This is a genomic window from Helicobacter salomonis (assembly GCF_900197775.1).
GTDB classification, from domain to species: Bacteria; Campylobacterota; Campylobacteria; order Campylobacterales; family Helicobacteraceae; genus Helicobacter; species Helicobacter salomonis.
The window spans coordinates 1-15304 of sequence record NZ_FZMA01000025.1; the positions used below are offsets into that span (position 1 = coordinate 1).

Genomic DNA, 15304 nt, shown 5'->3' on the forward strand with positions numbered 1-15304 from the left:
TTTCAGTATTCGAATATGACGAAGGCAACAGGAAGTAATAGTGGTATGCCCCAAGGTCCCCTTTTTGTGCCTGGTAAAAATGCCTACAACTTGGAGCCTATGACCAATGGCAATATTGTCTTGCCCGGTCAGGGAAGTGCGAACACTTCTGCCCTCACGCCCAACCCTTCTAGCACTATTGACATCCCCTAGTTTCTACACCGCACACAATATCAAAGGAGTTTCGTGAAACTTTTTTCTTCTTATAAACGCTCGCTTAGTGTGGCTTTAGCCGCCTGTTTCAACTTCGTCCCCTCTTTGGATGCCACAGAAGTGGATGTCATCAATGTCGTCAACTCCATTTCCGGGTTGCTTGGGGGTAGCTACCAGCTCTCTAACTCTGGTACTGACATGGGGCAGTTCAATGGCTACACCAACTCCGGTGCTGGTGTCAGCTGGGATAGTGGCACCCCTGCGGGTATCTACTCCCTAGGAGCCAGCACACCCCTCAAGGGTTCTGGAGTCGATAGTACCAATGGCTCTGCCAATGGCTCTGGTAGCGGTCCCTTTGGAAATGGCAATGTCAATAACCCTTTCCCCCACGGTACTGGGGGTAGCAATAACTACAACCTCTATGGGCAATACGGATTGCTCAATAACTACGCCTGGAGGGACAACACTTTTTACAATATCTACGACTTCCCCAAATTGGGGGGCTTGCTCAGTGCCGATCGCAACATGGCCACCATCGGCTACACCAACCGCCTAGCCTTTAGCGGGCTTCTCAACGGGACAGACAACATCTTAAATCCGGGCACCGCGGTGACCAACAATATCTATTACACCGCCTCTGGTGGGGGTAATCTCACCTCTAGCCAGCTAGCTAACGGAGTCAGTGTTGCCAGTGCTAATACTTTGCTTGGCACAATCTATGGCAATATCCAAAGCATCGCGGGCGCACTCAGTGCCAATAACTTGAGTTCCCCCACCCTTAGCACCTACAACGCCTACTATGACACCGCCTTTTCTAGCATCCAAGGAGCAGGAACAGCTCTACTCGCAGCTCTAGGTGGGACTGCCACCAGTGGCTTTACGCTAAGCGATCTCAATGCCATCAACACTCTTACGGGGAACCTTATCACTAAAGGGGTGGGCACTAACCCCTATAGCTTTGATGGTGGCAATCTGGGCAAATTAGAAGCCTATAATGGTATCAATAGCCTTGTAAGTGCGAGTGGGGGTATCTCTGGTGGTGCTACTTTGAGTAATGGGTTTTCCACGGTCGTTGGGGCACTCACCGGTAATAATGGGAGTGGTGCTGGCACAGCAGTCAATTATCTTACCCAGCTCCAAACTATTGCTAACGACACGCTCAATGTCAACTCTATCACCAATGCTCCAAATACTATAAACGATGTGATCAGCGCGCTCTCTGGCATGCATGTCAGTGCCGGAACTGCGCCTTCTCTTTCCCAAGTGGCTAGCGCGTTGCAAGGCTTGGTTAACCCCAACGCTTACGCTGCCGTCTACCAGGCTTACGCCGCTCTCACTACGGGGGGTAGCGTGACTTTTGATGCTGGCACCGGGGTGGGCACTTTCACCCCCAATGCCACCCCTGCCAACCGTGTTAACACCCTTTCCGCATTGCAAGGAGCAACGGGGGCTTCTAGCGCGGGGGCAGCCATCGCAAATGTGCTCCAAATCAATAGCTACCTTGGTGTAACAGGAACCATTGATAATGGCAGTGCGGCTGCTATCGCCAAAGTCTTCAATGGGGGAGACACCAGCCCCTATCAAGCCTTGGTTAATGTGCTCAAGAGTGCTGGGCTCACCGTTTCTGCCAGCCCCGACTACACTCCAACAACCAATATCGCGAGTTCCAGTGTCAAGGCGGGTAATGCTGATCCCATTGGTACCAGCCCAACAACCAAATACCCTTATGCGCCAAGTGGAGCCACCTATGCCCAGTCTTGGACCACGGCGGGTGCGGCTAACCAGACGAACTATGTCAGGGCTCTAGCTGGCAATATTGCTAGTATCTTGAGTCCCGCGCTCAACTACAGCAGCAATGCCAGTGCCCTTAAAGCTATGCTCTCTAGCTCCACTAATATCACTAATATTCTCAATGCCGGGATCAACAACGCAGCTGACACGAGTGGTAGTGGGGATTTGAGTACCAATGCTCCCGCGCAAACCTTGAATAATATCAAGGCGATCTTTTACTCTCAGGATCTGCTCAGCACCTATGTGGGGGCGATCACCGCGCCCCAAAGTGGGGTGGGCAATCAGCAAGCCCAAGCTAGCGCGCTCACTTACCTAAACAATGCCCTAGGCGCGCAGGTATCCCAAAATGGCTTGATCGCCCAAACCAGGAAGGCGATCTCAGGCTTGCTCAACACAAGTTTCAATCTCACCGGGCTTAGTAACGCGCAAGTAACCGCCAACCTCTCTGGGGTGTCTTCTGGCACTTTCAACCCCTCAGCCACCCCCGAGCAGATCGCTGCTGGGATCGGGGCATTGGAAGCCATCTCTCAAGTTTCCGGTTACACTTCAGGTGGCACTTTGAGCACTGCCATCAACACTTTCAGCACTTTGAACACTAACATTGACAAGGTAGCGACTGCGGGCCTGACAATTATAGGTTCCCCAAACGCAACCCAAACGGCACTTTTGAAGGCAGTGGGTTTGAGCGCAGGGGAAAAGATCACAGCCGCCAATGTGGGCGCGTTTTTACAAGCCTCTATTGCCAATAGTAATACAACGCTTGCGAGCGCTAGTAATGCTACGGTAACTACGCTAATTGCGGCCGGTGCCGTTGCTGGTTCTCTAGGGCAGGCTGCCTCTTTGATCACTAATGGCTCTTCAAGCACCATTGCTGGTGTTAACCAACTCATCAGCCTAGCCAATGCCTTTGCAGAGCCCGCAGCCAGCGCAGGTAACTCCAACATGTCTGCAGCCATCCAAAATATCACGGCTTTGTTGAGTTCCTCTGCTGCAGGGGGTGTTACACCCTTTGGGGTTGCAAAAAATGCTGATAGCGACATATCCGCTGTGCCCAGCACTCAAGCCTTTAAAGATTTAGTCAGCAATGCTCCCCAGTTGATGAAAGACCTCTCTTTGCTAGGACCTAGCATCGCCAAACAATTTGAAAATGGCACTATTGACTCGAGCGCGCTCAGCACCACTTTGCAAAATATCCGCAACGACTATCAGGTCTATTATGGGTATGGGACTAACAGCGTAGGGGGGGGTCAGTATAATTCAGGTAATGTTGGGCAGTCCTTAAATCTAGGCAACATAGCAAGTGGGAGCTTGCAAAGCCTGATCTATAATGTAAGCGTGCCCCAAAATTTGGGCTTGGCTAATGCCGCGGTCAATACCATCGCCACTGAGCTCAATGGCATTTCTAGTTTCTTGGCTAGTGGGGACACCTTCCAACAAGTGTTTGGGACTGCTAGTGGTAGCACTACCAGCAACGCGCTCACAGCCTTGAGTGCGCTCAACAGCGCGGTAGGCAAGCTCTGGGCAGCTAACCCCACCTTCTTTCACGCCGCTGGTAACACCGCTGCAAACACTGCTTATAACTTGAGCACTACAGGCTCCTTGGGCAATAACAACGCTAATACCGGTATCGCCAATGCGACAGTCAATAGCATTGTGAGTACTAACGCCACAGATTATCTTACTAACCTGCAGAATTTCAGCACCTTGACTAACTTGTTAGGTAATGTGGTGGAGAGCAGTGGCTCCACCTCTTCTAACTATCAGTCTGCTTTTACGATTTCTGTTCAGACTGGGACAAGTCTCGTTTCTAACATAGCTACTCAAGGCGCGTATTTAGTTAGTTCCCTTAAACCCGGGGTGCAACTCTCAGCCCTAATACAGACTTTGCAGAATATTTCTAGCTCCGATCCCACTGCTAACAACTATGCTAATGTCGCCTCTGCTATCGCCGATCTCACCACGGGCACGATCGATCCTAGCCAGATTTGGAAGTCTTTCCACGCCTTAGCACAAGCCACTACTCTTAATGGTGGCACGCAAACCCCCGTGCAAGCCCTCTATGGCATTATCAGCGGGGCGACTAGTGGGGTAACTGGGGATGCCAACTCCAAGAGTGCCCTTAATCCGGGTTCTACCACCTCTGGGTTTAACGCCGCGGGGGTCGCCCAGATGATCCAAAATGGGATCGCTTTGAACAAAGCCAACAACGCCTTAGCAGGCACGGGTACGGGTACAATCTCTTCTACTACGGGGCTTTTAGACACCACAGCGGGGGGTGGAAATGCAGCCGCCTACCTAGCAGCCCAAAGCGCAGCCAATGCCTATGGGCAACTTTTGAATTACTTGAACACCAGCGATCAGACCTCTGCTAACGCGCAAAAATTCATCCAAGCCTTGAACGCCTACAACCATAACTTGGCCTTGCTCAACAACTTAACCAATGGCAAGGGGGCGAGCATCGCTAGCGAAGTGGTCAATTACGCCAGCGCGAACAAGAATTTTGGCACGCTTGCTGTTCCTAATAATGATAGCCCTGCTGGTAGCAAGGGTAAACCCGCTAGCATTTCTATGACCAACACCTATGCTACTGACAAGATAGTTGGCCTCAACCAGCTCCAAACTTTGGTGAATCGTTTGCAATACCTTGAGGGCTTGCAAAGCCAAATCCAAACCGCCATCAATAAAAACCCCTACGCGCTCTTGATGGAGAAAAACTACCTCACCAACTCTGCGAGTTACCAAGGTGCGCTTAAAGGTTTGCTCACTAGCGGCACGGGGGCCACCGCGAATACAGGACTCTTCAATCAAGCCGTTTCCACCTCTATTAGTAACGCCACTGCCACGGCCGTCCCCTCCACCTACACCCTTAGCGGGACTTATAGTAGCACCATCGCCGATGTAACAGCAGATCTCACCAACATCTCTGATTGGAATGATCTCATCAATGGGCTTAATGGTGCGACAGGGGCATTTATCCCGGGCATCTCTTATAGCACCCAAATTGCCACCCAAATGGGTAATGCGTTGGGCGCGGTTAATAGCCTCATCTCTGCTTTTGCCCCCGGGCAAGATAGCGGAGATGCTAGCGCGCTTACCACTTCCTTTGGTAATTTGATGAACGCCTATTCACGCCCCTCCACCAGCAGTGGAGGCGGGTTAGCGCAAAATTTTGCAGCTACGGGGTTGGGCTTGTCCACCACTTCTAACTTTACCAATGTAACTGCAGGTGATTTGGCTGGGCAACAAACTGTCAGTGGTGTCCCTGCTGCTAGTGGAAAAACAAGCCCCTTACAGGTCATGCAAGATGTATGGTGGTTGCAAAACAATATAGCAAATAGCACTGCCAATGCAGCAACAGCTTTTACCACCGCCAATGGATTGTTTAGCATCGGTGTTGGCAATGCCGCCACGATCAATGCCAATATAGCTACACTGGCCACAAACATCAGTGCTCTCAATACACAGCTTGCTGCAGTAACCACCGCTTTGGGGAGTACGGCACTAAGTGGCACAGGAGTGTATAGTTCCTTAAAGAATGCCGATCCTGCTACGAACATCACAAAGATCTCCAATGTCGAGGCACCACTCTTGTTGGAGGGCTTGATCACCCAAGTAGAGGCCAATGCAACCCTTAAGCCCTACTTGAATGGAACTACTGTCATCACTGGGGCTGGAACCACGATACTCGCTGCTTTAGGACCTGCCATCACCTCAGTGGTGGGTAGTGGCGTGGTAGCAACACTCGATGCTTCCAAAGCGGAAGCCATCATGACCGCCCTTAAGGACATTGCACTCACTACTGCTGACCCCGGTTCTACAACTTTAGGTGCGATCAACGGCTTGTTGAACACCAGCTCAAAAGACTACGCTGCCGTCCCAGCTGGAGCTAATAAAGGTGCTAATGTCCTCTATAGTGCCTCTGCACTGCAAACTATGATCAGTGCCGCTCACAAGGCGAATCAAGCCTACCTAACGGCTAATAGCGCGTTGAAGGATAGTGGGACTGCTGGGTTAGCTGGCTGGGTAGCTGCTAATACCGGCGCAAATGCAGCAGGTTGGTTGCAAGCCATGCAGACCTTGCTCAATGGGGTTAAGCAAGTCGCTGCGCCCTTTGATGTGAGTAATGGGGCGATTGCCACCACCTCCACGAGCTCCACCGCTCCAGCTGTTAGCCCCACCCAGGCAGTGCTAGGGTATGTCAGTGTCAATGGGAGTTCTAACAGCACCACCCCCTTTGCTACACTTTTGAATGCTACTGGCACAGGTTTGAGTAATAGCGCTACAGCTGCTACTCAGGCAGCCGCTGTAGCCGGCCAAGCCCCTGCTGAACAGATCACCGCTCTAGTAGCCGCACAGGTCATCAATAACGCGGGGGGGTATAGTGGAATCAATACGCTGCTTGGGCTTAGTGGGGCTGGCGTGATCAGTAGCGCTACCGATGTTGCCACCGTCCTTAGTAATCTTAGTAGCGCAGCTGCAAAAAACCCTGCCTTAGCTCAAACGCTCTTCCAAGCGGCACAGGATGTAGTGAATAGCTTTGGGACCTACGCCACCAACTGGAGCAAGGCAGCTGTAAACAGTGCTATGCAAAGCCTCACTGACACGGCGGCTAACAGTGCCATTAGCCAAGCGGCTGCCTATACAACGGCTCTTAGCAAGCTTGCACCCCTGCTTAACTCTGGGAGCAATGGCACTAGCGCGCAAGATATTTTACAAGCAGCCGTGAACAACACCTTGAGCTTGAATAACTTACTTAGAAAGCTCAATGGTTCTGCTACATTAGATGGGACAGCGATCTCTAGTCTGCCTAAGACTTCCTTGAGTCCGGCGGTGGTGGCAGCCATCAAAACCTTGCTAGGCAATTTAGCCACCCAGCAGGGCAAAATGACGGCGATCGACAAGGCTATTGCAGCTAACCCTGCCGCCCAAGCCTTGAGCGGACTTGTGGGTTCTAGCGGTAAGGTTACTGAACTTAACAATGCCCTCTCTCAAGTGCAAAGCGGCACAATGACTGTTCAGGGCTATGATAATCTAGTAGATAGCTATGTTTCCAGTGCCAGTGGCATGCTGATCGCACAGGGCTACAATGTCAAAACCTTGCTCTACAATCTTAAGGGGCAGTTGGCCAATGTAAGCCAGTATGCCCAGAGTTTGAGCAATGTGTCTAGCGCGCTTGCCAGCCTCTATGACACCATCACCGGTGTGGGTCTGAGCTTTAGCGCGGGAGAAACAGCCATTAACAACGCGATCAGTATGCTCACAGGGTTGCAACAACAACTCTTGCAGAGTTTGGCAAGTGGAGGTGGAGGCAATCAAAATGGCGATAATATGCAGCCCATCACTAAGGGTGATCCACGCGCTGTCACTAGGGGTACGCAGGCGATTGTCTTAGCAGCACCCTTAGGCAATATCAGCCAGCTCACTCCTGCCCAGAAGATCGCTGCGCTTAAAGCCATCCAGAATGCCTTAACCTTTGCCAATGCGGCTAAGACGAAATATGCTGACAATGGGGCTAGTTTCTCAGTTACCGGGGTGGCTAGCAACGCCCCCGCCCCAAAAGCACGCAAGATGGTGTTTAACAATTCCAGCGGTAACATGTATGGGGTGGATGTGCAATTTGGGTATAAGCAATTCTTTGGCAAAAAGAAACGCTGGGGCTTGCGCTACTATGCACACTTCAGCTACCAACACGGAACTTTCATGGATGGGTCTGCGGGCGAGTTAGACAACTTTGTTTACGGGGCTGGGGTGGATGCGCTCTACAACTTCTATGAGAGTAAGGATGCCAAGTACACCAGCGGTCTCTTTGCTGGGTTGATCCTTGCGGGTTCTACCTGGAATGTACAAGGGGCTAGCTACTATAAGGGCTTGATGGCAGACATCAATGCTAATGGTGGTAAAGCGGTGATGAACACCAGCTACTTCCAAGTGCCTCTTAACATCGGGTTTAGAACCAATGTGAGCAAACACCACGGCTTTGAGATCGGCTTGCGCATTCCTTTGGCGGTGAACTACTACTTCAAAGGCACCTTTGCTAGTGGCCTAGAAGAGTCCGTGAGCTATAAACGCAATGTCTCTGTCTTCTTCAACTATGTCTACAACTTCTAGGCGAGTTTGAAGATTTGGAGGGGATTGGAGGAGTGGGGGCTTGAAGCCCTCTGGTTTTCTAACACGCGCTTGAGGCGCGCTTTCCCCCTTACGATTTTTTGAGATTAGAGAGATTTTAGCGTGGTGCCAGAGAGCACATCGTGTAAGAGGCGTTTGTCGCGTGTAAAAAAGGGGATGAAGAGGCCTACCAATGTGCTGGCCACCACTAGCCACAGCCCAAAGCGTGCCCATGCGCGCCAAAAGCCCACCTTACCCCCACTCTTGGAGTCGACAAGTTTTAAACCTGCATAGCGCCAGCCGGGGGTCTGTCCGCTGAAGGCCACAAAAAGCGCGCTCAAGCAGCCATAAACCCCCACACAGGCAAAAATCACACCTTGATGGGTTCTAAAACTCTGTGCCGAGCCTAGAATGACATAGGCGCTCACATAGAGTAGGGGGGTGTAGAGCATGAAAATATCCACCAGCAAGGCTTTTAGCCGTGCGGGTGTGTGTAAAGCAGAGAGGGTTTGTGAGATGTTATTTTTCATTCCCGCGGCTGCCCGGTTTGATCGGTGCGCTGGTGGCACATAGGGGGCAATGCGCGGGCGCGTACATGGCAAAGTTAAAATCTGCCAGAGAAAAGAAGGGCAAATTTGGGGGCAATTTGCATGCGTGCCCTGTGTTGGTAGGGGCGGGGGCATTGGTGCGCGCACAAAAGCCCCGATTAGCCAAGCTAGCAAAGGCGACCACCTGCGCGCCCATTGCCTGCACACAGCTGGCCGCCTCTAGGGCCGAACCCCCCGTGGTGATGATGTCTTCACAGATGAGCACTCTCTCCTGCGCGCTCACACTAAAACCCCGCCTTAAAGTCATCGCGCCGTTCACGCGCTCGCTAAAAATAAAGCGTGTTTCCAGCGCGCGCGCAAGCTCATAGCCAGCTAAAATCCCCCCCAAAGCTGGGGAGCATATACAATCCACTTTCAGCCCTGCGCGCATGATCTCTTGGGCGAGGGCTTGGGCGAGCTGCTGGGCTAGCTTGGGCTGTTCTAAGACTTTGGCCGATTGTAGGTAAAAATTGGAGTGATTCCCACTGCTGAGTAGAAAATGCCCCTCCAAGAGCGCGCCACAATCTTGGTAAATGCGCAGAATGTCCATTAGAGTTTTAAAATCTCCTCTTCCTTGGCTTTAAGCGCCTCTTCGATTTTTTTGATCGCGCCATCGGTGATCTTTTGCACCTCAGCAAGGGCTTTTTTGCTCTGATCTTCGCTGATCCCCTTGTCTTTTTCTAGCTTTTTGATCTGGTTGTTAGCGTCTTGGCGGATATTGCGCACGGCGACCTTAGCCTTTTCGCCCATGCCCTTGGCGTCCTTGGCGATCTCTTTGCGTTGCTCTGAGGTCATGGGGGGGAAGAAGAGTTTGACACTCTCGCCATCATTATTGGGATTGACCCCTAAATTGGCTTCCTGCAGGGCGCGCTCAATGTCTTTGAGTAAATTCTTTTCCCAGGGGGTGATGCTCAGAGTGCTTGCATCACTGGCGATGATCGAACCCACTTGGTTGAGCGGTGTGGGCGTGCCATAGTAATCCACGCGCACATTTTCGACTAAATTAATAGAAACCTTGCCGCTGCGCAGAGTGGTGAAGTCTTTGAGCATCGCCTGCAGGCTCTTGTGCATCTGTTCGCTGGTGTGTTTGTAAATGCCATCTAACATGTGTGTCCTTAGGGTTATGGAGTGGGGATGAGGGGGTTGTGTGTGGGGGCGTTTTTGAGTAAAGGATTGCTCAAAGGGTTGGCCGGAGGAGTGTTTGAGGGGGTAGCCGGTGCGCCAGGGGCACTGGGTACACTTGGGGGCACAAGGGGTGCTAGAGAGTTTTTAGGTGCGCTGTCTAGCACGCTGAGATTGTATTCTTTGTTGTAGAGATAGCCCAAGGCGATCGTATTGCTCAAAAATAAAAAACCCAGTACCATGGTGAGTTTGGCTAAAAAGTTAGCAGGCCCCTTAGCCCCAAAAAGCGACTCGTTGCTCCCGCTATAAGCTCCCAGCCCGATGCTCGAACTCTTTTGCAAGAGCACCACGATGACGATCACCACGGCTAGGATAATCTGTAACACTAACAACACGCTACTCATATACTCTCCATCAACATAAACGCCAATCTTAGCAAATTTTTACTAAAATGCGTCTGTGCAAAGAGAGAGTGAATGTTTTTCCTTTGGCAAAATGGCTAGGAGTTACGCGCGCCATGCGCAGGCACAACAGCGCATCGCCACGCGCTTGTTGCAAGAGTGCATGCCCCAATTCTACGCGCGTGTGGTGGATTTGGGTTGTGGGCAGGGGAGTGTGCTCAGTGCCCTGCCCCGTTTTAATATCCACGCGGACATGTTTATTGGGGTGGATCGCGCTTTAGAAATGCTACAAGAACACCCGCGAGTTGTTAAGGGAGTGAATCGCGTGCGCTTGATTTGTCAAAATTTTGAAAATTGGGACATAGTGCCCTGCACTCTACTTATTAGCGCTTCTGCGCTGCAATGGGCACGCGATTTAGACGCACTCTGTGCCAAATTAGCCCGCAGTTGCACCCATATCGCTCTGGCCATCCATACCCGCGCGAGCTTACAAGAAGTGCACGCGTTTTTGGGCACGCCCTCACCTCTAAGAGAGGACACAGCGGTGCTAGAAATTTTGCGCGCACGCTTTGGGCATTTTGCACATCGCCTATGGGTGGAGCGTTTCACCCAAACATTTGAGAGTCGCGCCTCTTTTTTAGCCCAGCTCAAGTACACGGGCCTACTGGGCGGAGGGCTGGATTTTAAGCGGGCTAAAGCCCTGCGCTTTGAAGTCCCCTATGAGTCTTTGAGCTATGAAGTGGTGTTTTTGGTAGGAAGTTTGCAGAAAGGACAGGAATGAAAGAGCGCGTGTTTTCAGGAATTCAGCCCACGGGGGGGGTGCATTTGGGGAATTATTTAGGGGCGATCAGGCAGTGGGTAGCATGGCAGGATGTGTATGAGAGCATTTTTTGCGTGGTGAATGCCCATGCGATCACCACTCCCAAAGACCCCAAAATTTTACAAGAGCAGACCCTGGAGATGGCAACCCTCTTACTGGCATGCGGGATCGATTCCAAGCGATCTAAACTATTCATTCAGAGTCAGATCAATGAACATGGGGCATTGTGCTGGTTGCTCAATTGCGGGGTGTCTATGGGGGATTTAGCGCGCATGACCCAGTTTAAAGATAAGAGTGCTAAGGAAAAGAGCCCTCTAGCCGGGCTTTTTACCTACCCCGTGCTCATGGCAGCAGACATTTTACTCTACCAAAGCGATTGCGTGCCCGTAGGCGCGGATCAAAAGCAACATTTGGAGCTCACGCGCGACATCGCGCTCAAATTCAACCGCGATTTTGGGGAGTGCTTTAAAGTGCCCAAACCCTTGATTGAGAACATAGGCGCGCGGGTGATGGGCTTAGACGACCCGCTGGTCAAGATGAGTAAATCCCACCCGGGGCCCTTGCACGCGCTCTTTCTCTTAGATGAACCCGATGTGATCGCCAAAAAGATCAAAAAGGCAACCACGGACTCCCTAGGCACTTTGTGCTTTGATCCAGAGCGCCCCGGGATTTACAATTTGCTCAACATCTACGCGCTCTTGAGCCAGCAGAGCAGCGCACAGGTAGAAACCCAATTTGAGGGCAAGGGGTATGGAGATTTTAAAAAGGCATTGGTTGAAGTCGTGGTCGAAACTTTTAGCCCCATTAGAGAGGCCTACGCGCGCCTGCAAGGCGATCGAGATTATGTGTTAGGGGTTTTGCAAGAGGGTTTGCAGGCCGTGCAACCCATTGCCACGCAAACCTATCAGCGCGCTAAACGCTTAATGGGCTTGCTATGAAGACGCGCCAAATTCTAGGGGCTAGAAACAGCAAGATAAAATCTATAAAATTCTATAAAACTATACAAATTTTTTATAGAATTATTTTTGCCCCAATAATCCCAATTTTTGCTAAAATAGGCATTGCCTTTAGTAGGCAGAGTTCCTGCCGAATTAACGCTTGCGGACATGCGAAAAGCCAAACGCCCGAAAACCAAAGGTGTATGGTAGGCATGGATGAACCAAGAATACAGCAGAAATCCCAGCCTTGTAGAATTTTGCAGGGTTTTGTAGGATTTTATAGGTCTGTAAGAACGGTTTTACTCACTTGTTTGCCCCTATGGGGTGCACCCTATATCCATTTGGGAGGTGAGGCTAAGTACGCGCATCACTTTACCCATTTTGATTACGCCAACCCCAATGCCCCTAAGGGGGGGGTGCTCAAAAGCCACGCCATTGGCACTTTTGATAGCCTCAATCCCTTCTTGCTCAAGGGCACCAAGGCCAGCGGACTGGATTTAGTTTATGACACCCTGCTCACCCAAAGTTTAGACGAACCCTTTAGCGAGTACGCCCTCATTGCTAATGATGTCGAAGTTGCCCCCGATCATAGTTATGTGATCTTTGGCATCGATCCGCGGGCAAAATTTAGCGATGGCGTGCCCATCACCGCACACGATGTCAAATACAGCTTTGAGACCATCACCCAGAAGGGTAGCCCGGTGTTTAAGCAGTATTATGAGGATGTCAAGGAAGTTATTGTCCTAGATAAGCAGCATGTTAAATTCACTTTTAGACCACCACGAATACCGAACTACCTTTGATTTTGGGGCAGTTACAGGTGATTCCCAAACATTTTTTTGAAAAACATGGGTTTGATAAAAATCCTTTGCTTGTCCCCGTTTCCAGCGGCCCCTATGTGATCGAATCCTTTGATGTGGGCAAACGCATCACCTATGTGCGCAATAAACACTACTGGGCGCGCAATTTGCCTGCCATGAGGGGTCAGTATAATTTTGATCGCCTCGTCTATGAGTATTATAAGGACGATTCGGTGGCATTGCAGGCGTTTTTAAGCGGGGCTTACGATTGGCGTTATGAGAGCACGGCCAAGGTGTGGGCGCGCGGGTATGTGGGCAAGGGCATCGAGCAGGGCAAGATTCACATGGTGCGCTTAGAGCATGCGCTGCCCGCTGGCATGCAGGGCTTTTTTATCAATACCCGTAGACCCCTTTTCAAAGACGCGCGGGTGCGTGAAGCGTTGTTTTACGCCTTTGATTTTGAATGGGCCAATCGTAATCTCTTTTTCTCCCAATACACCCGCTCGCCCAGCTATTTTAGTAACTCTGTCTTTGCCTCTAGTGCTTTGCCCCAGGGCCAAGAGTTGCAGATTTTAGATCGCTACAAGAAGCAGTTAGACGCTTATGATCCACGCATTTTCACCAGCCCCTACATTGTACCCCGCACAGATGGCGCGCCTAAGCTGGGGGAAAACTTGCGCGAAAATCTCAAATACGCCCAAAAACTCTTAAAAGAGGCGGGTTATGTGGTGTCTAACAACCGCCTCATCAACGCCAAAACCAAGCAACCCTTTACTTTCACGATTTTGCTCAAGAGTGCGGGTTTGGAGAGGCTTGCTCTAGCGTATGCGCGCAATCTCAAAATCTTAGGGATTGAGGTGCGCGTACAAAGAGTGGATGTAAGTCAATACACCAATCGGGTCAAAAAATTTGACTATGACATGATTTCAGAAGTGATCGCAGAGTCTTTATTTCCGGGCAATGAGCAACGCTATTATTGGGGGAGCGCGAGCGCACAACAGGCGGGGAGTCGTAACTATTCTGGGATTGCTAATCCCGTGGTTGACAAGCTCATCGATGGGGTGATCAGCGCGCCCAATCGAGAGACTCAGATTGCCTATGTGCGCGCGCTCGATCGCGTGCTCTTGTGGGGCTTTTATGTTGTGCCCCAACTTTATAGTTCGAGTTTTCGCATTGCCTTTTGGGATAAAGTGGGCATGCCCAAGATTTCACCCCCCTATGGCTTTTCACCCACGCTGTGGTGGGATAAAACTCTACAAAAGGGAGATTGAATGGCGCGCTACATTCTCAAACGGCTTTGGCTCATCATCCCAACCTTGCTAGGAATCATCACCATCAATTTTTTCATCATTCAAAGTGCCCCGGGGGGGCCTGTAGAGCAGATGATGGCCAAACTCAGTGGGAGCAATGATCAGGAGACTAACATGGCTTCTCTCAAAGAGAGGCAATTAAGTGAGAGCCGTTATAAGGGAGGGCAGGGCATGGACGCTGCACTCTATGCGCAGCTCACCAAACTCTATGGTTTTGATAAGCCCATTTTAGAGCGCTATGTGGACATGCTCAAAAAGTACTTAGTTTTTGACTTTGGGCAGAGTTTTTACCGCCAAATTAGCGTGATCGACCTCATCAAGGAAAAACTTCCCGTCTCTATTTCACTAGGCTTTTTTAGCACCTTGCTGATCTATCTGATCTCCATTCCCTTAGGCATTTACAAGGCTCGCCACAATGATTCTAATTTTGATGTGGCTAGCAGTGTGGCTGTGATCGTGGCCAATGCGATTCCCTCCTTTTTGTTTGCCATCATTTTAATTGTGCTCTTTGCCTCGGGGACTTATTGGCAGATTTTTCCCTTAAAGGGCTTGGTGAGCGATGATTTTGCAACTTTGAGTCTGCTAGGCAAGATCAAAGATTATTTATGGCATATCATTTTACCGGTGCTGTGCATGAGTATTGGAGGGTTTGCTACTCTCACGCTGTTGGTGAAAAATTCTTTCTTAGACGAGATGGGCAAGCTCTACATTCTATGCGCGCGTGCCAAGGGGTGTTCTGAGGGGCGCATTTTTTATGGGCATGTCTTTAGAAATGCCATGCTCTTGGTGATCGCGGGTTTTCCTAGCGCATTCTTGGGGGTGTTTTTTAGTGGGAGTTTGCTCATTGAGATCATCTTTAGCTTAGATGGGCTGGGTTTGCTGGGGTTTGAGAGCATTGTGAATCGGGATTATCCAGTGGTCTTTGCCTCACTCTATATATTCACCCTTTTGGGCTTGGTGGTGAATTTGATTAGCGATCTGACCTATAGCATTGTGGACCCCAGAATTGACTTTGAGAAAAGATAGGAGTTTAGATGGGTTTTAGAGTGTTCAAGCTCTATGGCTTGGCGTGTTTGTGGGTGTTGCTAGCCCTGGGGATCTACATGGGGATCTTGTTTAAGCTACACCAGCGCGTGCTAGAACCCGTTGTGAGTGCCCCACCTCCACCCCCAAAGCCTCAAGCACCCCTGCCGCCTAGCCATGCACAAGAATCAACCCCTCCGCCTGTCCCAGCGCCC

General features: G+C 50.7%; 9 protein-coding genes and 2 pseudogenes. 7 read left to right on the forward strand and 4 right to left on the reverse strand.

Going from position 1 to position 15304, the window contains the following annotated elements; translation table 11 throughout:
* Together C6H04_RS07915 and C6H04_RS05040 are read left to right on the forward strand one after the other, a co-directional pair.
* Positions 1-192: hypothetical protein (locus tag C6H04_RS07915; RefSeq protein WP_233710469.1), on the forward strand; the 192-nt coding region annotated here is incomplete at its 5' end.
* A gap of 33 nt (positions 193-225) precedes the next feature.
* A complete protein-coding gene (locus C6H04_RS05040) occupies positions 226-8091 on the forward strand; it encodes an outer membrane protein (protein WP_104732505.1) in 7866 nt (2621 codons plus the stop codon).
* Positions 8092-8195: 104 nt separating this feature from the next.
* On the opposite strand, the gene C6H04_RS05045 is transcribed toward C6H04_RS05040, so the two are convergent.
* The 4 genes and pseudogenes from C6H04_RS05045 to secG form a co-directional block, all read right to left on the reverse strand.
* A complete protein-coding gene (locus C6H04_RS05045; RefSeq protein ID WP_104695653.1) occupies positions 8196-8618 on the reverse strand; it encodes an RDD family protein in 423 nt (140 codons plus the stop codon).
* Complete coding sequence (gene pyrE, locus C6H04_RS05050) at positions 8608-9225, reverse strand: orotate phosphoribosyltransferase (RefSeq protein WP_104732506.1); 618 nt, start codon at positions 9223-9225, stop codon at positions 8608-8610. Before pyrE ends, C6H04_RS05045 begins: the two co-directional genes overlap by 11 nt.
* Positions 9225-9782: a ribosome recycling factor gene (gene frr, locus C6H04_RS05055; protein ID WP_104732507.1), complete on the reverse strand. Its 558-nt coding sequence runs from the start codon at positions 9780-9782 to the stop codon at positions 9225-9227. The genes pyrE and frr overlap by 1 nt, the downstream gene beginning before the upstream one ends.
* Positions 9783-9802: 20 nt before the next feature.
* A pseudogene (gene secG, locus C6H04_RS05060) lies at positions 9803-10201 on the reverse strand (preprotein translocase subunit SecG); the annotation flags it as partial.
* Between the two features lie 55 nt (positions 10202-10256).
* Between secG and C6H04_RS05065 the strand changes: the two are divergent.
* The 5 genes and pseudogenes from C6H04_RS05065 to C6H04_RS08150 all read left to right on the forward strand — a co-directional run.
* Positions 10257-10979 (forward strand): class I SAM-dependent methyltransferase, encoded by a 723-nt coding sequence (locus C6H04_RS05065; protein WP_233711858.1) that lies wholly within the window; start codon positions 10257-10259, stop codon positions 10977-10979.
* Complete coding sequence (trpS, locus tag C6H04_RS05070; RefSeq protein ID WP_104732510.1) at positions 10976-11956, forward strand: tryptophan--tRNA ligase; 981 nt, start codon at positions 10976-10978, stop codon at positions 11954-11956. Before C6H04_RS05065 ends, trpS begins: the two co-directional genes overlap by 4 nt.
* Before the next feature lie 311 nt (positions 11957-12267).
* Positions 12268-14027 (forward strand): annotated as a pseudogene (locus C6H04_RS05075) (extracellular solute-binding protein).
* Complete coding sequence (locus C6H04_RS05080; protein ID WP_104732511.1) at positions 14028-15092, forward strand: microcin C ABC transporter permease YejB; 1065 nt, start codon at positions 14028-14030, stop codon at positions 15090-15092.
* Between the two features lie 8 nt (positions 15093-15100).
* Positions 15101-15304, forward strand: a 204-nt coding sequence (locus C6H04_RS08150) for a hypothetical protein (protein WP_233711859.1), incomplete at its 3' end; no start/stop codon positions are given.